We start from the raw sequence: 26132 nt of genomic DNA on the forward strand, positions 1-26132 counted from the left end.
TTTTGACACAACGTCTACTGGTAGCTCAACCAACCCTTCTGTCCCCAATTGCTGGAGTTACATTGACAATATGTCTACAACAGGTTACGGATACACTGCTTCTTCAACAACAACCGTAATGTCACCTCCAAATTTTTTCAGGTTTTACAGAATGTGCTCTACAGCAAATGTAAATGAAGATTTAACACTTGTGTCTCCCGAAACTGTAAATTTAGGTAACGGCACAAAACAACTTCGATTTTTCGCTCGCGGAAATTCAACAACCGTTACAAGTATATTAGAAGTTGTTCGATTAAACGGAAACACTTCTGCAGCCACAGCTACAGTTTTAGCCACATTTGATATTACAGGCAACACCTATTCGGAATATATTGTTCCGCTAGCTGCTACAACCGATGACTATTTTGGATTTAGAGTTCCACACAATGGTTCTACTACCACAAACTATCCGTATGCTTATATAGATGATGTTTTTTATGAAGACTTAGAACCTTGTTTTTTTCCTACAAACATCAATGTTTCCGCAATTACGCAAAATACAACTACCATTTCATGGACAGCCTCAGTAGACCCTAATGTGACAACTTATGAGTACGAGGTACGTTCAAGTGGCAATCCGGGCTCAGGATCAAACGGCTTGGCAGCCACAGGTACAACTAATGCACTTACCGCGAATATAACAGGTTTATCTCCATCGGTTAACTACACGGTGTATGTACGAAGTATTTGCGGATCTACCTCTACAGGAAGATGGAATCCAAACACCGTATCGTTTTATACTTTATGCGGCGTTCTAACTGCTAATTTTTACGAAGGATTTGACACTACTGACACAGGAACTACATCAAATAACAATTTTCCAAATTGCTGGAGTTATGTTGACGAAGTTATAACAACCGGTTATGGTTATGTAAATGCAACAAATGCACAATCGGGCAGTAATTCATACCGTTTGTACAAAACCAACTCTACCACCAACCAAGGACAGAATTTAATTTTAATTTCTCCCGAAACAAATAACTTGGGTAACGGAACAAAACAATTACGTTTTTCTGTTCGCGCGGGCGCCTCTTCGAATGTAAACAATTTAGAAATAGTAACAGCAAGCGGAGATGATGCAAATGCAACTTTTACCGTATTGCGAACCATTAATGTTGATTATCTTACATATCAAGAATATATTATCCCTTTGCCTACTACTACCGACGATTATTTTGGTTTTAGATTGGCACATAACGGAGCAACAGCACTATCTACCGTTCATTTAGATGATATCTATTATGAAGACTTAGCAGATTGTTTTTTCCCAACTGCTTTAACAATAAATAACATAACACAGACAGGCGCCGATTTGTCTTGGACCGCATCGGTTTCAGCCAGCGTTACTGGTTATGAATACGAAGTTCGTTCTTCTGGCGCACCAGGATCGGGAACAACCGGATTAGGCGCAACTGGTATCGTTACGGGCACATCAACCACTGTAACAGGTTTATCGCCTTCATTAGCGTATACCGTATATATACGCAGTACTTGTGGAGCTACAGAAGGTATATGGAATCCTGTTTCACAGGTTTTTAATACATTGTGCGGTGTTGTTACTTCAAATTTCTACGAAAGCTTTGACACTACAGAAACAGGCACATCCACCAACAATAACTTCCCTTATTGTTGGAGTTATGTTGATGAAGTTGCATCAACAGGTTATGGCTATGTAAATGCGACTAATGCACAATCACCGAGTAATTCTTACAGGTTGTATCGTACAAATACAACTGCAAATCAAGGTCAAAACTTACGACTAATTTCACCTGAAACAAATAATCTTGGAAATGGTAATTGGGTAAAACAAATACGTTTTTCTGCCAGAAGTACAGGAACAGCTCAACAAATATTAGAAGTATTTACTGCAAACGGAACTACTTCGGCTGCTAACTTCACCGTATTGGATACCATATTAGTGAGTGGGACAACTTATCAAGATTATACAATATATCTACCACAAACAACTGATGATTTTTTTGGATTCAATTTGCCGCATAACGGCACAACTACTGCAGGTACAGTACACATAGATGACGTTTATTATGAAGACACCCCACTATGTAAACCCGTACTTGCTAAGAACATTTCTATAAGTAGTATTCTAAAGAATGGCGCAACTATTAGTTGGGTAGATATGATGAATACACCTAGCACTGCCTATGAAGTAGAAGTTCGTGAAACAGGAGACCCTGGCGATCCGGGCGCTTCTTTTTTAGGAACCACAGCCCCAGGAATAACCTCTATTAATGTTACGGGACTAAGCCCTACAACAAGCTATTACGTTTATGTACGTGCTATATGTTCCCCTACCGATAAAAGCGATTGGGCGGGAGGTGATGCTTTTAGTACAACTTGTGATTATCCAAACTTATTAGCAGCACCGCCAGTAGTTGTTTGCGGATATGGACCTGTAGATTTAACTGCTATTTTTGACGGCGGTACCGTTCAATGGTTTGATGCTAAAGAAGATGGAAATTTAGTACACACAGGACCACAATTCACCACACCTTCATTATCTTCAAGTACCAGTTATTGGGTAAGCGCAGGTGATACCATTTCCGCTTCTTCTTTTGTTGGACCTGTTGACACGTCTATTGCTGGAGGTGGCGCTACAGCATCAAGCTATCAGGTTTTGTTTACTGTTCATACGGCTTCATTGATACATTCTGTAGATATTTATCCGAATGCAGTTGGATCAAATGGAACAATTGATATCTATACTTCTGCCAATGTGAAAGTTTTTTCTGTTCCTGTTACAACTACGGTTAGCGGAACAGCTACTCCTCAAAAAGTAATTCTTGATGTTCAATTGGCACCTGGTGACTATTACATGAAAACCGACACAACTATAAGTATGTTTAGAAATACATCAGGCGCTTCTTATCCATATTCTATTCCGGAATTATCGATTACAGGAAACAGCTTCAATGCGGCTTATTATTACTACTTCTACAATTGGGAAGTTGGTGGCGGAGGTTGTAAATCACCAAGAATTGAAGTTCCAATTACCGTAACACCCAAACCGGCTTTTGAATTATCATCTTCAACAGCAACCTCATGTGAAGGAGGTGTATCTGCCACTCCGGTAACAATTACAACCAACTTAGGAGGGTATGATACTTTTGTATGGACACCAAGTACAGGCGTGAGTGGCGATGCAGTAAACGGCTGGACATTTAGTACAGCTACAGAACAAGAATATGTATTATCGGCAAGCCAATCAGGCGGTATTTGCGAGCATTTAAAAACAGTACGTGTTTTTGCAGGCAAAAAACCAGAAGCGCTTTCTACTTTAGCAAGTACGTATGATTTATGTAAAAATGAAGTTCAGGAAATGAAAGCTTTAGAGGCTTTACCGGCATCGGTATCTATAGGAGCAGGTTTAGGAACAACGGCTTCAACAAGTGCTATCTCAGCATTTGTACAAAGTGCTGTTTACTCTAAACAACAATATATTTACAGTGCAGCAGAATTGTTGGCACAAGGCTTAACGATTCCGGGTTACATTACAGATTTATCTTTTGAAACAATTAATTCAGGAGCAAGTTTAAGTAATCCAAAATACACGATCAAAATGATGTTAACTCCTAATACGTCATTTGGAACAACAAATTTTGAGACTGGAAATTTAGCAACGGTTTTCTCAAAAGAGAACCATACGCATACGTTCCAAGGAACACAAACCATGGTTTTCGACAGCCCGTTTTATTGGGATGGGCAATCGAATATCTTAGTAGAAATTACTCAAGAAGGTGCCGGTGCAGGTAATAATGCCCAAACGTATTTTACAGCAGTAACAGGTACAAATGTAGGTATGTATACTACAAGTGCTACCGATGCTAACCCTGCAACAGGAACAAGAACAACAAGCCGTCTAAACGCTACCTTTGGATTAGAACAGTCTGCTGTAACGTGGTCACCAACGGCTAATTTATATTTAGATGCAGCAACTACTATACCGTATACTACAGGAGTAAATGCTCTTACAGTATATGTAGTATCTAGTTTGGGTGGCACGCAGGTTTACAATGCAACCTTAACGGCACCATCGGGTTGTGCGTTAGAAAAACCAATTACCGTTAATGTTACCGATGTTGTAACACCTGTTGTTCAAAGTCAAACATTTTGTCAGGCAACACCTGTTTCAAGTGTAGTTGTAACGGGTGCACCAACAGCAACATATAATTTCTATAATTCAGCAACAGCAACTACGCCAATTACTACAATTTCACAAACAGGAACGTATTATGTAGAAGCAGTTCAAGGCAAATGTAAATCAGTAAGAATACCTTTTACAGCAACTGTAACTCCATTAGGCTTACCAACAGCACAATTTACGCAAGTAGTTTGTGGTGGCGGAACGGTGTCTGCTTTAATGGCATCAGGAGTAACAGGATCCCAAATAAAATGGTATGATTCTGTAACATCAACCACACCATTAGCAGGCACACAACCATTAGTAGATAATACCATTTATTACGCATCGCAAGTATTAGGCGCGTGTGAATCGGGTCGTGTAGCAGTATTGGTTGATATCAACACCGCACCGGCAGCTTTAACACCACAAACCATATCAATTTGCGGATCGTTAACTTACGGAAGTGTAAACTTAAGCCAAATAGCAGGTGCTGATTTGGTATGGTATCCATCTGCAACCTCGCAAACACCAATACCAAATACAACACAAATTGTAAATGGTACGTACTATGTGTCGCAAAAAGTAAACGGCTGTGAATCGTTACGAGTACAAATCATCGCTACAGCACAAGGTAGTGTTGCTGCACCAACGGCAGGTATCCAAAATATTTGTGGAAGCGGAACGGTAGCTCAATTAACAGCGCAAACCTTACCAAATGCTACAGCAGAATGGTACAACAGCGCCACATCAACTACGCCGTTAGCATCAACAGCAGTGTTGGTAAACGGTACATATTATGTATCACAACGAGTAGGTAACTGTGTATCGGTAAAAGTACCGGTGGCAGTACGTGTTATCAGTACCAGTGCTCCGGCGGTTAGCGCAATTTCAATGTGTGCGGGATCTACGGTATCCGACATAAGTTTGCCAACACCATCAGGAGTATCGTACAAATGGTATTTAAACAGTACATCAACCACACCATTACCGGGAACAGATGTTTTACAATCTGGATATTACTTTGTAACGCGTGTAGAAAACGGGTGTGAATCATTACGTACACAAGTACAAATTACGGTAAACAGCAGACCAAGCAGTCCTAGCGGCGCAACACCACAAGAATTCACAGATTACGCAGAAATAAGTAATTTGGTAATGAACGAACCAAATGTGGTTTGGTATGCAACGTACGATGATGCCATGAAAGGTATAAATCCATTGTCGCCAAACATGCCATTGGTAAAAGATACCACTTATTATGCGGTGATTATTGGAGCGAACGGCTGTCCAAGTTTACCAACACCGATAGAGGTATTGATTGTTTTAGGTGTGAATGATTTTGATTTAAGTAAGTTGAATTATTATCCGAACCCGGTAAACGATGTTTTAACAATTAGTTATGCAGATGTAATAACAAATGTAGAAGTGTTTGATTTAAACGGACGAATGGTAATACAACGCACTTTCGATAATCAAACAGTTCAGTTAGATTTTAGCAGTTTAAGCGCTGGAACTTACATGCTGAACGTAAAAACGAAAGAAAATAGTCAATTTATTAAAATTGTAAAGAAATAGTTTTAAATTAGCCAAGAGCAATGTCCTTGCTCTTGGTTTAAAAAAAAATAAAATCAATATTATGAGACAATTTATACTAATTTTTTTGTTCTTAATTCCGTTTGTTAATTGGGGACAGCCTTATTCAATGACATGGGACGGCTCAACCTCTGTAGCGCCATGGACTCAAGTAACAAATGTTTTTAGTGTTGCTTCTGAAAGACCTTGTCAAGGAACACACTCTCTTAGAACCAGACTAAATGGAACTAGTCAAAATCTTGGAACTGTAGTTCTTAGATCACCATCATTATTCACAGCTACAGGTGGGGTTATCACCTTTTCTTATGATTACAAATGGTTGATTTACAATACAAGTTTAAGTCAAGCGCCGATAGCTAGTTCGGGTAATCAATTAGATTTAAAATGGGAATGGGCTAATACGGCGACTGGACCATGGAATAGTTTTAGTACTGTAGATGGAACAAACCATGTTCTTTCAGCAGGGTGTAATACTGTTACAGCTACATTTGCACCAAAACCAGGAGCTTTATTTGTTAGGATAACTGTTAAAAATACAACGCCTACTGCAGATAATTATTTTTATTTAGATAATATAACTATAGATCAAGGACCACCACCGACGTGTATTATACCAGATGAGATTTATATAACAAATAAAAAAGCTGATTCATTTACAATAAACTGGACAAGTGCTATTGGGCAAACAACGCCTAATTATGATTGGGAAGTAAGAACAAGTGGTGCGCCAGGTAGTGGACCAGTAGGTTTGGTTAATACGACTCCTCCAGCAACAACTGTTTCAGGAAATCCAACTAATAATTTGCAACAGGCTATTACTGGATTAGCTCCAAGTACTAATTATAAAGTATATGTGAGATCTAATTGTAGCTCAACAGATAGTAGTTTCTGGTCTGGTATTGATGTGACAACTGCATGTTTACCTCCTACATTTACTCCACCTGCACCAAAACAAGTATGTGGTATTCAAGATTCTTTTTTAGCGGTGTCTGGGCCAGGTACAAGTTTTTGGTATGATATTAATGATAACTTAGTGCTTGCTGATAATAATGTATATAACATTCCGCAAGTTTCGGAATCGCATAGCTATACCGTATTTAAAGGTTTATATGATAATTTTTTTGGAATTGTGCAAGCAGGTACAGGTCTTACATCTGGTAATAATGCAACACCTTTTACAAATGCCAAATCACAAAAAATACAATATATTTATTTAGCAGAAGAATTAAAGGCTTTAGGTTTTTCAGCTGGAGTTATCAAATCTTTTGGATTTAAAGTAGGAACAACAGGTGGTACACTTCAAAGAGATAATTTTACCATTCACATGGGGGAAACTCCATTAGAAGAGTTCTCTACAGATAATAAGTTCATACCAGTAAATAGGTTAACATTAGTTAAAAATTTAGCTAACCAATTATTGGTTGTGAATGATGTGAATATGTTTAAGTTAGATACTCCTTTTCATTGGAATGGAACTTCAAATATTGTAGTTCAAGTAACTTATGCAAATCCAACTGCGGCAACTATACCAACGGCAACATCTAATATTTATTCAACGTATAGTGCTATATCTTCAAATCGTACGTTGTTTACAAAAAGTGATGCACTTGATATGACGTCTATAAATGCTGTAGCAACTGGAACTCGCTCTTTACTTAGAACCAATGGCTATTTTGATGTAATCGCAGGTTGTTTCAATGATCCAATAACTGTGGAATTAATCTTTACAGAAGCACCAGAATTTGTCTTGTCTGCTGATTTAGTAAACAATTGCCAGGGATCTCCATTAACTAAACTATATGTTTTAACAGGCGCAGGTGATTTTAATACTTATACATGGACTATTACAGACCCTACTCATCCTGGATTTAACGATAATACACATCCTGATCATCCAGACAACGCAATCGTAGGGGATCAAAATATTGGTTGGACTTTTAACACTACCGGACCAATGGAGTATACATTGGTTGCGTCTAGTACTTTAGGATTAAAATGTTTAGTAACAAAACATATAAGTGTTGAAAATAATCCTGCTCCACAAATGTCACAAATACTAAGTAGTTATAGTTTATGTACTACCGACATTCAAGAACTTAAGATTGATAATTTTGTAAATGAAACTCCGGTTAGAAATTTATTTAATGGAAATATTACAGGTGTAACTTTAAGTAATGGTGTAATAGGTGATGCTATTGCTAATGAAACAACATTGTTCTCTGAGGGTACAGGTAGTTTAAAAGTTACTTACGCTGCACAAACAAATGCGATTGTTGATGTTGCAACATCTGTTAATATGGTAAATTTAAAATCAATTTTAGTTGAATTTGACCATATAGCTGCTTTCCAAGCAACAAGTACAGCTGTAATGGATTATGCGTATTTAGAATATACAACAGATAATGGTGCAACTTGGAAACCTTTCTTGCCTGCAAATTATATTGGTACGGCTAGTACAGCGCTAACAAAACCAGTTGGTAGTCCTACCTTGCAAGCAATGTTCTTTACAAGAACTTCTTATGCAGATTGGAGTGGCATTCAACAAAGTTCAGTTCCATCTACAACACCTTGGAAATCTGAAAAATTTGTAGTTCCAGCAGCAGATTTTACTGGAACGGGCACTTTTAAAGTACGTTTTAGAATGGGTGCCGACGGTAATACACAATTCCCTGGATGGTATATTGATAATTTAAAAATTACACCAATAAGTAATAACCAAGTTACATGGACGCCAATTGCTAATTTATATTATGATCAAAATGCTACGGTTCCTTATGACGGAAGTATAAATTCAGGTATCGTTTATTTAAAAGGATCAACAAATAGTATGAATGTTCCATATAAAGTGGAAGTAACTAATCAATATGGATGTAAAGCCGAGAAGAATTTTACAGTAAGTATAGGGTTAAATGAAGCTCCTACTGTAACTAATCTTGATAGCTGTGGTGCAATTAATGTTTCAGCTACAAACTTTGGTAAAAATCCAAACGGAACACTAAACTACTACGCTAGTCAAACTTCTAGTGCACCTATAACGCAAATTACAACTTCTGGAATCTACTATGTAGAACAAGTAATTTTCGGATGTAAATCTGCAAGAGTTCCATTTACAGTTGTTATAAATGCTATAGCGCCAGTTCCAACAGCTACTGCGTCACAAAGTTTCTGTGGTTCTGCAACAGTAAATGATTTAGTTTATAATTTGGTGTCAGGTTTCCAAATTAAATGGTATACAACAGCTACTTTAGGAACGCCATTAGCAGCTAATTTACCAATTAATAACGGAACATATTATGGTGAATTAACGAACGGTGTGTGTGTGTCTCCAAGTAGAGTAGCAGTTAATGTAACTGTTGGGGTATTGCCTGCAGCTATTTCTTTAAGCAATGTTTATATTTGTGGAATATCAACTATCGCTGATATAGCTGTGTCTTCTGCACCAGGAGCTACAGTAAATTGGTATCAAAATATTACAGATGTTACGCCATTGTCAAATACAACAGTGTTATTAACAGGAACTTATTTTATATCACAAAAGATAAATAATTGCGAATCATCAAGAACTGCTGTGAATGTTTCTACAGTTCAAAATTTAACAATGCCTACGGCTGCAAACATTCAAACATTCTGTGGTTCTGCAATAATAGGTAGCTTAACAGCTTCGCCTACTACAACTGGCGCAAATGTTTATTGGTATGGTTTCAGTGCTTCTGATACACCTTTAGCAAATACAACTCCATTAACAAGTGGTACGTATTATGTGGGTCAATCGGTAGGTGATTGTGATTCTCCAAAAAGAGCAGTTAGTGTAAGAATTTTAAGTGTGAATCCACCAGTAATTAACCCGATTAATATTTGTGGAGACGCAACTGTTTCTTCGCTTCCGTTAAATCCAACGGCAGGAACAAACTATAAAATTTACGCGTCGCCTTTTGCTACTACAGATATGGGACAAAATGATCCTATAACAACAGGAACGTACTATGTTTCATTAGTAGATAATGGTTGTGAAACAGGAAGAGCGACAGTCTATATTACTGTAAGCGCAAGACCAAATGCTCCAACAGGTAATATTACACAAACTATTGTTGATTCTGGAGTAGTTCAGGATTTAAAAGCAAACGAACCAAACGTAGTATGGTTTGATTCTTATAACGATGCAGTAAACAATAGTAACCCATTGCCATTTAACACACCATTACAAAATGATAGAGTGTATTACGGTGTTCTTATAGGACCAACTGGTTGTACAAGTTTACCAATAGCAGTTACTGTGAAAATTGTTTTAGGATTAAATGAATTAGATTTAGCTTCATTAAGATACTATCCTAACCCAGTTGATTCAGAATTAACAATCTCTTACAAAGAAGCAATTAAAGCTATTCAAATTTATGATGTTTTAGGAAAAATGATTAAAGCACAAAAATTCGAAGCAAACGAAGTAAGAGTAGATGTTTCTAATTTATCGGCAGGAACTTACATGGTAAAAGTTCAAACTGATACAGGTTCACAATTTGTTAAAATTGTAAAAAAATAATTATATAGAACGAGAGGCAATTGCCTCTCGTTTTTTTATAGTGAAACAAAGCTAACACTGGTTAGCTTTGTTTTTTTTGTAAAATAACAGGCTTTAATTAAAAATAACCTTTTTTATTTTCAGATATACAATTGAAGTCTTATTTTTGCTTATTGCCAAATTAACAAATCAATAAATATTGGTAATTAAACATTATCTACTATTATGAGAGCAATTACTAAAGAAGTATATTTAAAGTGGTATGAAGACATGCAGTTCTGGCGCAAGTTCGAAGATAAACTGGCGGCTTTATACATTCAACAGAAAGTGCGTGGTTTCCTACACTTATATAACGGACAGGAAGCAGTTTTAGCTGGTGCCTTACACGCAATGGATTTATCAAAAGATAAAATGATTACCGCTTATCGTAACCATGTGCAGCCAATTGGTATGGGGGTTGATCCTCGCCGAGTTATGGCTGAACTATTAGGTAAAGCAACAGGTACTTCTCAAGGTTTAGGTGGATCTATGCACATTTTTTCTAAAGAGCACGGTTTTTATGGTGGTCACGGAATTGTAGGTGCGCAAATTCCTGTAGGTGCAGGTATGGCTTTTGCCGATAAATATTTAGAAACTGGTGGTGTATCATTAACTTATTTTGGTGATGGTGCCGCACGTCAGGGATCTTTACATGAAGCATTTAATATGGCAATGTTGTGGAAACTCCCTGTGGTGTTTATTTGTGAAAACAATGGTTATGCAATGGGAACTTCGGTAGAACGTACTGCAAACCATACCGATATTTGGAAATTAGGTTTAGGTTACGAAATGCCTTCTTACGCTGTAGATGCTATGAATCCTGTGAAGGTTGCAGAAGCAATGTTCGATGCTATGGAAAGAGCTCGTAGAGGCGAAGGTCCAACATTCTTGGAAATGAAAACGTACAGATACAGAGGTCACTCAATGTCTGATGCGCAACATTACCGTACAAAAGACGAGGTAGAAGAGTACAAAAAAATTGATCCTATTACTCAGGTTTTAAACGTTATTAAAGAAAATAGCTGGGCGACCGATGAAGAAATCGAAACGATAGACCAACGCGTTCGTGATTTGGTTTCAGAATGTGAAAAATTTGCTGAAGAATCTCCATATCCTGAAACAAACGTGATGTACGATGTGGTTTATGATCAAGAAAATTATCCGTTTATCCCTCATAAATTATAAAAAATGGCTGAAATTATTACAATGCCTCGTTTAAGCGATACTATGACAGAAGGTACCGTGGCATCTTGGTTAAAAAAAGTTGGTGATAAAATTTCTGAAGGTGATATTTTAGCAGAGATTGAAACTGATAAAGCTACAATGGAATTTGAATCGTTTCATTCTGGAACCCTTTTATATATTGGCGTTCAGGAAGGTGAAACAGCAAATGTTGACAGTGTTTTGGCAATTATCGGAAAAGAAGGGGAAGATTATAAATCTTTATTAGAAGGATCTTCTTCTAAAGGTGAAAAAAATGAACCAACTGATACCAAAGAAGAACAATCAACAGCATCTGATTCAAAAGCTGATACATCTGATAAAGAGGAAGTAAAAAAAGAACAATCAGAGGAAACTTCTTCGGAAATACCTGATAATGTTAGTGTTGTAACAATGCCTCGTTTAAGTGATACGATGACGGAAGGAACGGTTGCTACGTGGTTGAAAAAAGTTGGAGATGATGTTAAGGAAGGTGATATTTTAGCTGAAATTGAAACAGATAAAGCTACAATGGAATTCGAATCTTTTTATGCAGGAACATTGTTGCATATTGGTATTCAAGAAGGCGAATCGGCACCGGTTGATAGTGTTTTAGCTATTGTTGGTCCTGCTGGAACCGATGTTTCTGGTATTTTGTCTGGCGGATCAAAACCAAAAGCAAAAACCGAATCTAAAGAAGAAGCATCAAAAGATAAATCAGATAAAAAAGAATCAAACACAGAAAAAGAAACTACTGCAAAAACAGAAAGTTCATCATCTACAAATGATTCAAACAGGGTTTTTGCTTCGCCCTTGGCTAAAAAAATTGCTCAAGATAAAGGCATTAATCTTTCTGATGTTAAAGGATCGGGTGAAAACGGACGCATCGTGAAAAACGATGTTGAAAACTTTACTCCATCTGCTAAAACTGCAACAGCAGAAACTAAATCAGAAAAGAAAGCTCCAACGTCAACTTCAGCTCCAAAAGCAGTTCCTACGGGAGAAGTTTATGCAGAAGAAGTTAAAAACTCGCAAATGCGTAAAACCATTGCGCGTCGTTTGGGCGAATCTAAATTTACAGCGCCACATTATTATTTAACTATTGAAGTTAATATGGATAATGCAATGGAATCTCGTAAATTGATCAATTCATTGCCAGATACTAAAGTTTCGTTTAACGATATGGTTGTGAAAGCATGTGCCATGGCATTGAAAAAACATCCGCAGGTAAATTCGCAATGGACAGAAGCCGCTACCATTATTAATCATCATGTAAATGTTGGTGTAGCTGTAGCTGTTGAAGACGGATTGGTTGTGCCGGTTGTAAACCATACCGATTTGTTGAGTTTAACGCAAATTGGTGCAGCTGTTAAAGATTTGGCAGGAAAAGCACGTAGTAAAAAACTGCAGCCTAAAGAAATGGAAGGTTCTACTTTTACGGTTTCTAATTTAGGTATGTTTGGTATCGAAGAATTTACTTCGATCATCAACCAGCCAAATTCAGCTATTTTATCGGTAGGTGCAATTATTGAAAAACCTGTTGTTAAAAACGGACAAATTGTAGTGGGTAACACCATGAAAGTTACGTTGGCGTGCGACCACAGAACGGTTGACGGTGCTACAGGAGCGGAATTTTTACAAACATTGAAACATTTTATAGAGAATCCGGTTACCATGCTGGCTTAATAAATAGAATATTATTTATAAAAACCCGTTTTGATTTTTCAGAACGGGTTTTTTTGTATTTTTGTTTAAAACGTAAAAAAATGAAAAGAATTCTTCTGTTTGCAGCTTTGTCGTTAACATTAGTTGCTTGTAAAACTAAAAGTATAGATGCGGTAAATTATCAAGTACAAGAAACCAATGTAAGTACTACCTTGAAATATTTATCGTCTGATGAATTGGAAGGTAGAGATTCAAACTCTAAAGGAATTGAAAAAGCAGCAAATTATTTGGAAGAAATTCTAAAGAAAGCAAACGTTAAACCCTATTTTTCTACTTATAAAGATACACTTTCCAATTACGACAACTCGTTTAATGTGGTTGGATACATTGAAGGAACGGATCCAAAACTGAAAAACGAATTTGTGATTTTAGGTGCACATTATGATCATATCGGAATTACTGAAAAAGGTTTTGAAGACGATTACATTAACAACGGTGCAAATGATAATGCTTCTGGAACCACCGTTTTAGCTGAAGTTGCAAAGTATTTAGGAAAAGTAAAAAACAACAAACGTAGTATTTTGGTTGTGTTTTTCTCTGCCGAAGAAAAAGGTTTGTTAGGATCTAAACATTTGGCTAAAAAGTTAAAACAACAAAATATGAATGTTTACAGTATGTTGAATTTTGAAATGGTTGGTGTGCCAATGAATTACGATTTTAAACTGTTTTTAACAGGATATACTAAATCGAACATGGCGGCTAAATTAAATGAATATGCAGGAAGTAATTTAATAGGAATGTCTGAAGGTGCAGAAAAGTACGACCTTTTCAAAGCATCAGACAATTACCCTTTTTACGAAGAATTTAAAATTCCTGCACATACTGTTTCTGCCTTCGATTTTTCGAACTTTGATTTTTACCACCATCCAAAAGATGAGTTTCAGGTAATGGATACAAAATTTATGACCACCATTACTCAAGAAATGCTCCCGGTTGTAACAAAAATGATCAACGCTGAAACTAAGGAAATAAAAATGAATTAGATTTTGAATCTTTCATCATTAAATATTAAAATCACTAAAATTGAAAACCATAATAATAACAGGAACAAGTCGTGGAATAGGCGCAGAGTTGGTTAAGCAATTCGCTGCCGAAGGTCATACGGTTATTTCACTTTCACGAAACAGAAATCCTGAATTAGAAAACCTGCCAAATGTTTATTACCAATCGGTAGATTTAAGCAACGATGCTTCTGTAGCTGCATTCGCAGTGGCATTGAAAGATCAGTTTAAAAACATCGATATTTTAATTCACAACGCAGGAACAATCATCAACAAACCATTTGCCGAAATTTCGTCTGCCGATTTTGAATATGTCTACAAAGTAAACGTTTTTGGTGTTGCAGCATTAACCAGAGTTGTTTTACCTTTAATGACTAATGGCAGTCATGTTGTTACCATTAGTAGTATGGGCGGTATTCAGGGTAGTTCTAAATTTCCCGGTTTGGCGGCGTACAGTTCCAGCAAAGGAGCTGTGATTACGTTGAGCGAATTATTGGCAGAAGAATACAAAGAACAAGGCGTGGCTTTTAATGTTCTGGCATTGGGAGCGGTACAAACCGATATGCTTCAAGAGGCATTTCCAGGTTATCAAGCGCCGATTTATCCAAACGAAATGGCGGATTACATTAAAGATTTTGCCTTAAACGGAAATCGTTTTTTTAACGGAAAGGTTTTAGAAGTTTCATCAAGCACGCCTTAATTGAAAAACGTTTTAGCTACATATTTACCCGAAAATTCGGTCGATGCAGTTTTTGAACTGATCAAAGCAAACCACATTCATTTTAAAATTGTAAATGGACGCTTAACTCGTCATGGCGATTATCGAAAAAATCCCGACGGATCACACCAAATTACGGTAAATGCCACGCTGAATAAATATCGATTTTTAATAACAACCATACACGAAATTGCGCATTTAGTGGCTTTTCAAAAATATGGTCGGTTTATAAAACCACATGGTTTGGAATGGAAACAAACCTTTCGATTATTGATGCTTCCTTTTATCAATCCGCTTGTTTTTCCGGCAGAAGTTGTGCCTTTTGTGGCAAATCATTTTAAAAATCCATCGGCGAGCAGCGATACCGATGCTATTTTATCAATGCAACTTAAAAAATTCGATCCTCCAACAACTAAAGTTTTTGTAGACGAACTGCCTTTGGGAACCTTGTTTAGAATTGAAAACGGACGTGTGTTTAAGAAAGGAAAACTTCGTGTGAAACTCTTTGAATGCACCGATATAAAAAATAACCAAGTATATTTGTTTAAACCTAATATGCAGGTAGAACTTTTGAATGGCTAACAAATGAATAAAAACTATTATGCAGTAATAATGGCAGGCGGCGTGGGATCGCGTTTTTGGCCTGTAAGCACACCCGAATTTCCTAAGCAGTTTCACGATATGTTGGGCACGGGTGAAACTTTGGTTCAAAAAACCTTTACACGTTTAAGTCAGCTTATTCCTAAAGAGAATATTTTAATTTTAACGAACGATAAATACAGCGATATTTTAAAAGAACAATTGCCCATGATTACCAATGAGCAAATTGTTTTAGAACCAGATATGCGCAATACGGCGCCGTGTATTTTGTATGCGTCGATGAAAATTAAAAAGGAAAACCCAAATGCAGTAATGATTGTGGCTCCGTCTGATCATTGGATTGAAGACGAAGTACAGTTTGTATCGAATTTACAGCGTGCGTTTGACAGTTGTGAATCGGATAACGTATTGATGACTTTGGGGATTATTCCAACATTTCCAAACACAGGTTACGGATATATCGAATTCAACAAGTTAGATTCCCGTCAGATTAAAAAGGTAGTTCAGTTTCGTGAGAAACCAGATTATCAAACCGCAAAAACATTTATTCAGCGTAGAAATTTTCTTTGGAATTCAGGAATTTTCGTTTGGAATGTTAAATCTATTTTAGAAGCTTTCGAGAAGTTTCAACCAGAAATGTATCAATTATTTCAAGCAGGATATTCAACATTCAATACCCAAGAAGAAAAACAGTTTATTGCAGAAAATTACAGCAAGGCAGAAAATATTTCTATTGATTACGCCGTGATGGAAAAGGCAGACAATGTATTTATTTTACCCGCTACTTTTGATTGGAACGATTTAGGAACTTGGGGGTCTTTGTATGATAAACTGCCTAAAGATGAATGCGACAATGCCATGGTAAACGGAAATTTGTTTGTAGAAAACGCCACAAATAACATCATTCGAACAAATCCAAATAAAATGGTGGTTATTGGAGGTTTAGACGATTTTATCATTGTAGATAAAGACGATGTTTTGTTGATTTATCCTAAAAAGAAAGAACAAGAAATAAAGCAGATCGTTGCAAAAATGAATGCTAAAAAGTCGGAATAAATTCCGGCTTTTTTTGTGCGTAATATTACCTGAATGTTAGTTTTGAGTAAAATTACGTGTAAATAGTAAAAATAATTGTAGTAAATTTATTTAAAATACAATATTAGTGTATCACAAAAATGCTTTTAAAAAATAACTTTCTAAAACCTTATTTATTAAATAATTACAGACGTAGTTTTTTAATAATCTTCTTTTTGCTTTTTTGTGCTACCAATATTTTTGCCAATACCAACGCTAAATTGGTGAATGATTTTATTAATGAAAATAAGGAAGTTTTAGAACCTGCGACCATTAATAAAAATTATTTACGAAAAGCAAAAACGTTTAAAACGCACGATAGTCAGGTTTTACAGGTTGTTAGTAAAGTTTTACAAGCCGAAGCTTATTCTAAAAATTTTGATAACATAAACAATCAAAGTATTTCACTTTATATGGAAGCTTTAAGTGAAGCCGAAAAAATCAATGATGAAAATTTATTGGTGTATGTAAACACACAAGTCGGCTTTTTTTATTATTCGTATAATGAATATATTAAGGCAATACCGTTTTTTATAAAATCGTCTAATTTGTTAGATAAAAATACTATCCAAGATCTTATTCAGCCGGCAGATGTTTATAAAAAAAATGCTTATTTTTTTGGAAGCGTAAACGAGCATCAAAAAAGCATCGACTATCTTTTAAAAGCCTTAACATTTACGCCATCAAACTCTAAACTTTACGCAACTTTTTTAAACAATATCGGGTCAAGCTACTATAAAATGGGAGCTGTTGAAAATGCTCGTAATTATTTTATAAAAGCAAAAGAAGTATCGTTAGAAAATAATGATAAAGTGCGTTATGCAAAAACGTTGGGAGATCTGGCATTGATTCATTTCGATCAAAAGCAATATCAAGAAGCTATTACACTTTTACAGCAAGATATAGAAATATCTATACAAAATAATGCAGACCGAAACACCATGTATGCTCAAATTTTATTGACTAAAGCTTATGTTGAAACGAACGAATTTGATAAAGCAAAGCAAACCCTTGCATTAGCAAACGAGTATGTTTTAAGTAAAGAATATTTAAAAAGTCATGCTTACGAAATTGCACAAATTAACCTTGCAATTGCTTTAAAAACGAATGATACTGTTTTAGAATTGCAAGCGCGCCGAGCGTTAGATGTATTAGGTGCCGATATTGTTACTAAAGACGGACAAGAAGCTATTAAATTAGTTGGTTGGGAAACCCAGAAAGAGCAGTTCAACACCAAGTTAGAAGCAGAAAAAGCCAAAGTTGAACAAGCTAACTTAAAAATTTTAATTATTTGCGGTATTGTTGTATTTATAATTGTGGTAACTATTTTTATTGTTCGATCTATTCAGTTACGATTTAAAAATAAAGAAACGCAGTACGAGAAAAATATCCTGCAATATAAGATCAATCAATTACAATCTAAAAGTAAGTTAGACGAATACGATCTTACCTTGAAATCCTACCAAAGCTATTTATCAGATCAAAACAAACAAATGGATCTGATAGAAAATGAACTTGATAAACTAAATACAAATACCGTTAGTAAAGATCAGGCTAAATTGTTTTTGCAAGAATTATTGGATCAGCAAAAAATGTCGGGAACCAACTGGTTGGCATTAAAGAATACATTTGTAAAAGAAGAAAACGACTACTATAATGCTCTGCTTCAAAACTTTCCTGATTTAAGCGAACTTAACTTACGCATTGTGATTTTAAATAAAATGGACTTAAAACCTGCAGAAATTGCATTGGTTTTAAACATAAAAGTCGACGTAGTGAATGATGCCTTGCAGCGCTTACGTAAAAACTTCAAAGGCAGGTTTGATAATCATTGAATAAATTAGTGAATATTATTGCATAGATTATAGGTAATTATCCAATTTTATGTTTATTTTTGTTAATGAAAACCTAAAAACATAATAAAAATGGAAGAAATACTTGCTTCTCTACAACATTGGGAAGCTGTTCGTAGCAATCCTGATGTATTAACGCAATTGTTCATAAACAAGTTGGGATTCAAACTTGATATGAATCTTTTTCCTCAAACAGTACCTTTGCATGCCTATGCAGGTGTTAAAAACGGCGAATTGGGTTTTTACGTTATATCAGAAGTTAATGATGTAAATACATCTTCGCCCCAAACCTTAAGTAGCAACTGTATTTGGTGTCCGTGTGTACATGCTTTAGGAGGAGGACAAGAAATTTCTAAAGAGGAGGCAGAAATTCGAGTTAAATCATGGAATGAAACTTATCAAGATTGGATTCATCAGGTTATTAATATGCCTTTTGGTATGTATCAAACGTTTCACATACCAACGACAGATTTGCAACCACAGAAATATGCAGCATTATTTGCTTTAAAAGATAATGTTATAACATCTGGTATTAAAGCTGCAGATTTAGTTTTGACAAATAATCAAGAGGCTTATTTTGATACTATTCGTAGCGAACCTCCTTATACAGACACTTCAAAATACTATATTCTAAGCTTGATATAAACTAAAAATTCTATTATGAAAATTTTAAAAAATTCTTTAATAATACTATTGTTTACATTTTTTGGTTGCAGCAGTGATCAAAGTAATCTAGACATTATTATTGAAGAACAAAATAATTCTATTTATCAAACAAACAGTGTTGCTACCTACAGTTTAGAAGAAGTTTTAAACGGAATGCGTAAATGGGACAGTTTGCGTATTAACCGAGATGCGTTATTATATTATTTCGAAAGTAATAATGCTTTCAATTTAGATATGTCACAGTTTCCGCAGGGTAGTGCTTTACATGCTTATGCGTGTATTCTTAATGGGGAGTTGAAGTTTGCAGTTATATCAGAAATTTACGATAAGGAAATTTACCAAGATAGCTTAATTAATCATATAAAAATAGTAGATCTTCATTATGCAGATATTGTAGAATTAACAGAGCAAACGTATGAAAGTTATACATTTCCCTTACCTACGCAATACATTCAAGCTGCCGATGCTATAAATCGTATTAAAGATTGGAATACCAATTATGCAAATTGGTTAAAAGAAACTATATTGATTTATCAAGGTTTTCATATGCCAACTTATAGTTTAACAGCGCAGAACTATACTGTTTATTTTGGCTTAAAAAATAATATAGAAAATCCGGCAGTTAAAGCTGCAGATTTAGTTTTTGATAATAATAATGGATTATTCTATGATAGTATGCGTGCGTATCCTCCACTTGTAGATGAGACAAAAAGATATTTTGTGTTAGAATTAATATAATTATTATGCAAAGCCATGCTTTTTTCAATGCTTTAACTGATGTAAATACTATTGTACTTGTGATATCCAGTATTGTAAGTATATTTTTATTACGAAATAATAAAAGTAAAATATTAAAATTAGTAGCATGTTATCTAATAATTTGCTGTTCTATGGATATAATCACTGCTTTAATTGTTTTTCTTTTAAAGAAAGGATTTATTGAAGGGTTTTCTTCAATGATTCTTACAATACTTTTCCGATTAATAGAATTACTTATAATTGGTTATATAATAAATAAACATTGGCTGAAAAGTAAAATAGTGTGGATTTTGATGATATTAAGCAGTCTATATTTATTGTATGATTTATTTACTTTTCAGTCAAAAGGTATTCTCAATTATGAAGCACGAGGTCAAACAATAGCTACCATATTGTTAGTTGGATTGATTGTTGCAAATCTCTTAAAACAGCTAAGAAAGGGTAAAGAATTCAGTGTGACTAACCAAATGCTGTGTATGATATTTTTAGCCTATTTTTCTATACATTTAGTATATACGGTTATTCAGAATTTTATTATAAACCAGTCTTTTAGCGATAAAAGTTTTGTGCTGTTTTATTCCAGTTATGTGCTTTTACATATTGTTTATTACGCTGCACTAGGATTTATTCTGTTTAGAAATCTTAAAAAGGCACAATTAAAATTATAAATATTCAATGGGCATTATTTATGGAAAAATGGCAGAATTCCGACACATTTCTTCTCTGGGTTGTTATCATTATTGGGGTAATGATACTACTTGTGGGTACCTTGATAAGCGTTTTTTATATATCGTACAGAAAAGTATTACGGTCTAAAGATGAAGAGATTAGGTTAAAAATGGATTATCAGCGTTCTTTACTGCAAGTAAGTTTAGAAGCGCAAGAAAACGAGCGTGTTCGCATAGCTGCAGATTTGCACGATAACATCATCAGTACCCTAACCGTTATACGGTTAAAAACCGCAATAGGATCCAACCAGCAAGAGTTAGATCATTTGTTAGGAACAGCGATTGATGAATCACGAAGGATTTCGCATGAATTATCACCGCCTTTATACGAAGAAAAACCGTTAGAAAACATATTGTTAACCATTTTAAAAAGTTGGAAAAGCTTCTATCATATTGATCCTGATGTTGATGTTCGAACAGATCGACCTATAAATAAAACCATAAAATTGCAATTGGTACGTATTTTACAGGAATTGCTTAACAACATACACAAACACGCCCAAGCATCGCAAGTTAATTTAAAATTACGTATAACAGATAAATTTATAGTGTTATTAGTCATAGATAACGGCATTGGCTTTAACAGTTCAACAGTAAAAAATGGCATTGGTTTACAAAATATCGCCCTGCGGGCAGATAATTTAAATGCTAAATACAAATACAAAAGTTCAAAAGAAAAAGGAACCCGTTTTATTTTTTTTGTAAAGAATGGAAAAAATAAAATTAGCACTAGTAGACGATGATTACCTTATTGTAACATTGTTGAAGAGTTTTTTTAACCAGGATCAGTCAACACAGGTGGTATATGATACTACAGACGGATACCAGTTATTCAATTATTTAGAAGAAAAAAATACCGAGCCGATAGATATTCTGCTGCTCGATTTAAAAATGAAGACAATAGATGGGCTAGAAGTACTTAAACATGTTAAAACAAATCATCCCGAATTAAAGGTTGTCGTTGTATCATCGCACTATCAGGATAATTCCATAGGATTTATGACTAAAGAAGGTGTTGCCGGCTTTTTACCCAAAGGGATGTCTCCTTTTGAACTGCTCGATATCGTTAAGCAGGTTCATAAAAATGGTTTTTATCTGAATAAAGATCAAATGGAAATTCTGCGCGAACAAATTTCTTCTAAAGTATCAAAACCAATGATTGATGAAGTCGAATTACTAACCGAACGAGAAATAGAAATCATAAAACTTTTGTGCCAGCAAAAAACGGCGAAAGAAATTGGCGAGCATCTTTTTATAACCCAACGTACTGTAGAAGGACACAAGAACAATCTGTTTACAAAAATCGGCGTTCGCAACGTAGCAGGGCTCATTGTTTATGCACTACAAAAACATATTGTAACCCTCGAAGAACTTTCGTTAAACTAACAAAGTATATTTACACGAATTATTTGTATGTAGAATCCGTTAATTCGAGTAGTGTAACGCAGTGAAGCCTTTCGACAAGCTCAAGACAGGCTATCGAGAAGTCAATAAATGATAAGTTGTTGATAAGTTCGAACCGACGAAAATTCATATATTGTCTTTGATAGGAGTTTCAAATAATATATAAAAAAATTAAAACAGGTATTTTTACCTGTTTTTTTATTTCAGGTAATTTCTACCTTAAAGTATTGGCTTTTTTTTAACATTTTTGTTAATGAACCAAAAAGCTATTACATAAATTAATACTCAACTAAATTAACATGCATAGGTTGGGTTTTGTACTTATAATTTTCAGAATATTTTCTGTAATAGTATTTATTTAATTGCATTTATATGGCTTTTAGGTTTAAATTTTAAAACACTAAAAAAACATAAATATGGCTAAAAAATTACAAGTTTACATGATAATCAACAATCCTATTTATTCTGAAGGTATTGAGAATTTAATGGTTAATAAAATTTCAGCTGACGCAAATATTATAAGGAAAGAAAATTTAAAGACACTCATAAAAGAAAGAGAATTAGACATAAATACAAGCGAAATTTTAATTTATGATGTAGTTAAATTTACAAATAAAGACTTTAATTATCTTTTACAATTAACTTCATTAAATCCAAAATTTAAAATTTTAATAATAACATCAAACATTTGTATAAGCGATGTAAAGTTGTTGTTTGAAATTGGGGTAATGGGGGTTATTAAAAACAATACATTATCTGATCAGTTTGTTGAGTTTGTGAAGAAGATTTTAGATGGCACTAAAATACTATCAAAAGAATATTGGGACTTAATTGTAGAATACTTTTTTCATTCTGTAGAAAATGCCAATTTAGTAAAAGATAAGTGTGATAATATAGAAACAGAGATGATGTTGTACGATGAGCTTACAAACCGTGAAAAAGAGATACTAGGTTATATATGCGATGGTAAAAGCACCCGTGAAATTTCTGAGAATTTGTTTATAAGCTTACACACTGTTGAAACGCATCGTAGAAAAATACTTACCAAATTAGGAGTTAAAAATACGGCTTCAATGGTTAAGGTTGCTATTAAAACCAAGTTGTACGCATTGTAAAAAAAATATAAATCAAAAAAACCGCTAAAAAGCGGTTTTTTTTTGCCCAAATATTAATACAATGTTACTTATAATCTATCATTTCTGCATTCGAAATTATTAAATCTCTTACATCGTCATCGTTTAAATTAATTTTATAAATGTTCTTTTGCGAAATCATATCGTTAGATGTACTAGTAAAAATAATTTCTGAACTATTTGGTGAAAATATTGGATCTATATCTACCGATCCCATTGGTTTTAAACTTATAAAAGAAATGTCTTTATGTGTATTATTTGTAAAATCGTACATGAAAATTCTTGTGTCAAGTTGGCGATACTGCCAATCTTCGTTTTCTGATACATCATGTGTATAAAGCAATTTTGTTCCCGTACTATCAAAATCTAATCCGCCTACAGCTCCAGCTTTTCCTTGAAAGATAGTATGTAACAAATTACCATTTGCATCTAAAATAATTATTTTTGCTTTGTATCCGTTTAAATTATTTGTAGTAATGGCAATTTTAGTTCCGTCATTACTCCATGCACAACGCGATATAAAATGTCCGTCTGCGGTTTGGTAAATTTGCGTTTGCCCGGTTCCATCACTATTAATTTTATATAATTTATCGAAACTTGGATAGATAAATTGGCTACCGTCTGTTTTCCAAGCGTACGATAATTGGTCACTTTTAAAACCATTAATTGGAGTTTGACTTATTTTTTTCTCATTTTGTCCATCTAAACCAGACGTAAATAAATGTGTTTGCCCGTTGTAAGTTTGTAAATAAGCCAATTTATTAGCTGTGTTGTTTTTGCGGGGTCTCCAGGTTGTGTTGCTTAGCGGTGTTATGGTAATTACTTCATCTAAATTGGTTGCCATAATGTTATAATTCCCTAAGCCCTTACTAACAAAATGATAGCGGTATTCTGGATTTTGACGTACTGTAAATTGAAAAGCTTCACTGTAAACATCTGCATTTATACTGTCTGATGCTATAATTTGCCAAGTATAAGTTGTACCAAAATCTAAATGCGTCATTGCAATTTTTTTGGTTTTAATGTTAGGAATTTCAACTCGGTTATTGGTTTTGTTATTAATGAAGATTAGCTTATATAAAAGTTCATCTTTATCAATATCAGTAGCATCCCATTCTAACTCTACATTATTTACAAGATTGGTAGATAAGTTTTTAGGTGCAATTAGTACAGGAACAGTTGGTGGAGAGTTTAATGATTCGTCTGTAATCATTTCAAAAACAATCTGTACTTTTTGTTCATATTCGCTAATAGTTATTGCTTGGTATTCTGTTACATAACCTTTAAGTTCTGCACGTACAGAAAAATCTCCCAAAGGAAGTGTGCCTAAAATTTCAAAATTACCCTTTTCATCAGTAAAAACCGTTGTAGTTGCAGGGGTTGTTGTAATTTTAACATTGGCTAATGGCTCATTTGTTGCTTCTAAACGCACACTTCCTGTTAAAGTCCCTTTTGCGTTACCATCTATAACATCTTCGCTACAGCTAATAAAAATAAGTGAGAGAAAAGTTATTATTAAAAAGTATATTGATTTCATTTTTTATAAGATATATTGTTGTTATTTACCTAGATATATTTGTATACCTATGCCATATTGTAAAAAGTGATCGTTTCTTTTGCCAGATATCATATCGTCCCAATCATCGTTAAAGCCCATGTGGTATTTGCCAAAACCCCTAATGCCAACTTGTTTAGATACTAAGTATTCCAAACCAACACCCACTTGCGACTTAAATTGCATTTTTCTAAGAGGGGTTTCCATATCTCTCATAGAACCTACACCGGCAGAAAAATAAGGGGTGAAATTGTTAAAAGGTAACATAAGATATTCTAAATTAACCTCGCCTGATGTAAATTGTGATTTAAAGTATCTTTCGGATCCTAAATTTTGATATCCGTATGATAATTCAAGATTAAAATAGTCTGAAAAAAGATATTTAAAATTACCTGTTGCACCAGTGTGGGTTGCAATATCAGGGTAATCACCTTTTAAAGAATTTAATGTAAAGCTACCGCCAATAGCATAACGTGAACGTCTGTTAGTGTCCCAATCTCCTTTACCTGCAACTCTTTTATTGCTTTCTATAATTTCTTGATTGTATTCTTTCATTAAAAGGTCTACTTTGGCTTTTTCTTCATTTTTGGTAGCCCAAACGTCGTCTTTAATACCCTCTAAAATCATTAAATATACGGCTTTGTTTATAGCCTCGGTAACTGCCATTTGTACAGGTTCGTTGTTGGTGATACCTACTTCGGCTTCCATTAAACGCTCTACATCAACATATCTAAACATACTAGCGTTAATAGATTGTGAAAGTATGGTTTTAGACGTGTAAACGGTTTTTAATATTTTACCCGAACTTGTTGATACTGCTCTTAAATACACTGTTATACGATCTTGTCTGTATTCGCTAGATCCGCCAATGCCAAAATATCGGGCACCTGCACCACCGGTTAATATATTGGTGTCGTAAGATATTACCCCACCTTCTAATAGAATTCCTGCAAAAAGCAGAGGAGGTAGGTTGTCTGTGCTTTGTCCGTTAGAATATTCTTGACGGGTAGTTCTAATTATTTGTCTTTCGTTTAGTAAGTTTCCAATGTTTTCGCGTTCTATTGGTGCAAACCATTTACTGTCTTCTAACGATTTTATTAAAATTGTAGTTAAGCCTTGGGGTACAGCTGTACTCCAGTTGGCACCTACGTTACTAGCTTTGTATTGTCCGGTTTGATCGCGGAATTTATATACTCCTACAACAATAGGTTCTTGTGGTTTTGGTAATTTTTTAAAATCTTTTTCGGTTGGCGTTACTTCACCAATAACGGAACTTGCTTCTATTCCGGCAGGCGGTGTAAAAAACACACCACAGCTTTGCAGAGTAACTAAAGATATTAAAACAAGCAAACGATTTGTTTTAAATAATTTCATGTGTGATTAAGATA

General features: G+C 34.7%; 17 protein-coding genes. 15 read left to right on the forward strand and 2 right to left on the reverse strand.

The features are described from left to right. The first annotated feature begins 70 nt into the window (after positions 1-70). From EG242_RS06055 to EG242_RS06125, 15 genes are all read left to right on the forward strand, one after another. Complete coding sequence (locus EG242_RS06055; RefSeq protein ID WP_158608851.1) at positions 71-5755, forward strand: Ig-like domain-containing protein; 5685 nt, start codon at positions 71-73, stop codon at positions 5753-5755. Between the two features lie 61 nt (positions 5756-5816). Beyond that, the gene (locus EG242_RS06060) at positions 5817-10310 is read left to right on the forward strand and encodes an Ig-like domain-containing protein (protein WP_124899005.1); all 4494 of its coding nucleotides are present in this window, start codon (positions 5817-5819) and stop codon (positions 10308-10310) included. Positions 10311-10514: 204 nt separating this feature from the next. Beyond that, a complete protein-coding gene (gene pdhA / locus EG242_RS06065; RefSeq protein WP_124899006.1) occupies positions 10515-11513 on the forward strand; it encodes a pyruvate dehydrogenase (acetyl-transferring) E1 component subunit alpha in 999 nt (332 codons plus the stop codon). Positions 11514-11516: 3 nt separating this feature from the next. Next, entirely contained in the window at positions 11517-13214 is a 1698-nt protein-coding gene (locus EG242_RS06070) for a pyruvate dehydrogenase complex dihydrolipoamide acetyltransferase (protein WP_124899007.1), read from the forward strand. Positions 13215-13294: 80 nt separating this feature from the next. Continuing rightward, the gene (locus tag EG242_RS06075) at positions 13295-14236 is read left to right on the forward strand and encodes a M28 family metallopeptidase (RefSeq protein WP_124899008.1); all 942 of its coding nucleotides are present in this window, start codon (positions 13295-13297) and stop codon (positions 14234-14236) included. A gap of 40 nt (positions 14237-14276) precedes the next feature. Continuing rightward, entirely contained in the window at positions 14277-14954 is a 678-nt protein-coding gene (locus EG242_RS06080; protein ID WP_124899009.1) for an SDR family NAD(P)-dependent oxidoreductase, read from the forward strand. Continuing rightward, on the forward strand, positions 14955-15554 hold the full coding sequence (locus tag EG242_RS06085) for a SprT-like domain-containing protein (RefSeq protein ID WP_124899010.1): 600 nt from the start codon (positions 14955-14957) through the stop codon (positions 15552-15554). 3 nt (positions 15555-15557) lie between these two features. Then, complete coding sequence (locus tag EG242_RS06090) at positions 15558-16628, forward strand: mannose-1-phosphate guanylyltransferase (protein ID WP_124899011.1); 1071 nt, start codon at positions 15558-15560, stop codon at positions 16626-16628. Between the two features lie 119 nt (positions 16629-16747). Then, positions 16748-18481 (forward strand): tetratricopeptide repeat protein, encoded by a 1734-nt coding sequence (locus EG242_RS06095; RefSeq protein ID WP_124899012.1) that lies wholly within the window; start codon positions 16748-16750, stop codon positions 18479-18481. 90 nt (positions 18482-18571) lie between these two features. Continuing rightward, on the forward strand, positions 18572-19144 hold the full coding sequence (locus EG242_RS06100; protein ID WP_124899013.1) for a hypothetical protein: 573 nt from the start codon (positions 18572-18574) through the stop codon (positions 19142-19144). Positions 19145-19159: 15 nt separating this feature from the next. Then, positions 19160-19903 carry a hypothetical protein gene (locus tag EG242_RS06105; protein ID WP_124899014.1) on the forward strand — a complete coding sequence of 248 codons (744 nt, stop codon included), beginning with the start codon at positions 19160-19162 and terminating at the stop codon, positions 19901-19903. Positions 19904-20055: 152 nt separating this feature from the next. Further along, positions 20056-20592, forward strand: coding sequence for a hypothetical protein (locus EG242_RS06110; protein ID WP_124899015.1), 537 nt, complete (start codon positions 20056-20058; stop codon positions 20590-20592). 20 nt (positions 20593-20612) lie between these two features. After that, on the forward strand, positions 20613-21395 hold the full coding sequence (locus EG242_RS06115) for a sensor histidine kinase (protein WP_124899016.1): 783 nt from the start codon (positions 20613-20615) through the stop codon (positions 21393-21395). Further along, entirely contained in the window at positions 21361-22038 is a 678-nt protein-coding gene (locus EG242_RS06120; protein WP_124899017.1) for a response regulator transcription factor, read from the forward strand. The genes EG242_RS06115 and EG242_RS06120 overlap by 35 nt, the downstream gene beginning before the upstream one ends. 434 nt (positions 22039-22472) lie before the next feature. After that, a complete protein-coding gene (locus EG242_RS06125; protein ID WP_124899018.1) occupies positions 22473-23171 on the forward strand; it encodes a helix-turn-helix transcriptional regulator in 699 nt (232 codons plus the stop codon). Positions 23172-23235: 64 nt separating this feature from the next. Here the strand turns inward: EG242_RS06125 and EG242_RS06130 are convergent, their stop codons facing one another. Together EG242_RS06130 and EG242_RS06135 are read right to left on the reverse strand one after the other, a co-directional pair. Beyond that, complete coding sequence (locus EG242_RS06130; protein ID WP_124899019.1) at positions 23236-24726, reverse strand: carboxypeptidase regulatory-like domain-containing protein; 1491 nt, start codon at positions 24724-24726, stop codon at positions 23236-23238. Positions 24727-24747: 21 nt separating this feature from the next. Next, on the reverse strand, positions 24748-26118 hold the full coding sequence (locus EG242_RS06135; protein ID WP_124899020.1) for a CsgG/HfaB family protein: 1371 nt from the start codon (positions 26116-26118) through the stop codon (positions 24748-24750). Positions 26119-26132 lie beyond the last annotated feature (14 nt).

This window comes from Paenimyroides viscosum, from assembly GCF_003858535.1.
Taxonomy (GTDB): Bacteria; Bacteroidota; Bacteroidia; order Flavobacteriales; family Flavobacteriaceae; genus Flavobacterium; species Flavobacterium viscosum.

Bases quoted from the DNA above. Each gene is read 5' to 3' on its own strand.
- EG242_RS06055 (WP_158608851.1), top strand. From the start codon at position 71: ATGTCTACAACAGGTTACGGATACACTGCTTCTTCAACAACAACCGTA.
- EG242_RS06060 (WP_124899005.1), top strand. From the start codon at position 5,817: ATGAGACAATTTATACTAATTTTTTTGTTCTTAATTCCGTTTGTTAAT.
- pdhA (WP_124899006.1), top strand. From the start codon at position 10,515: ATGAGAGCAATTACTAAAGAAGTATATTTAAAGTGGTATGAAGACATG.
- EG242_RS06070 (WP_124899007.1), top strand. From the start codon at position 11,517: ATGGCTGAAATTATTACAATGCCTCGTTTAAGCGATACTATGACAGAA.
- EG242_RS06075 (WP_124899008.1), top strand. From the start codon at position 13,295: ATGAAAAGAATTCTTCTGTTTGCAGCTTTGTCGTTAACATTAGTTGCT.
- EG242_RS06090 (WP_124899011.1), top strand. From the start codon at position 15,558: ATGAATAAAAACTATTATGCAGTAATAATGGCAGGCGGCGTGGGATCG.
- EG242_RS06095 (WP_124899012.1), top strand. From the start codon at position 16,748: ATGCTTTTAAAAAATAACTTTCTAAAACCTTATTTATTAAATAATTAC.
- EG242_RS06100 (WP_124899013.1), top strand. From the start codon at position 18,572: ATGGAAGAAATACTTGCTTCTCTACAACATTGGGAAGCTGTTCGTAGC.
- EG242_RS06105 (WP_124899014.1), top strand. From the start codon at position 19,160: ATGAAAATTTTAAAAAATTCTTTAATAATACTATTGTTTACATTTTTT.
- EG242_RS06110 (WP_124899015.1), top strand. From the start codon at position 20,056: ATGGATATAATCACTGCTTTAATTGTTTTTCTTTTAAAGAAAGGATTT.
- EG242_RS06115 (WP_124899016.1), top strand. From the start codon at position 20,613: ATGGAAAAATGGCAGAATTCCGACACATTTCTTCTCTGGGTTGTTATC.
- EG242_RS06120 (WP_124899017.1), top strand. From the start codon at position 21,361: ATGGAAAAAATAAAATTAGCACTAGTAGACGATGATTACCTTATTGTA.
- EG242_RS06125 (WP_124899018.1), top strand. From the start codon at position 22,473: ATGGCTAAAAAATTACAAGTTTACATGATAATCAACAATCCTATTTAT.
- EG242_RS06130 (WP_124899019.1), bottom strand. From the start codon at position 24,726: ATGAAATCAATATACTTTTTAATAATAACTTTTCTCTCACTTATTTTT.
- EG242_RS06135 (WP_124899020.1), bottom strand. From the start codon at position 26,118: ATGAAATTATTTAAAACAAATCGTTTGCTTGTTTTAATATCTTTAGTT.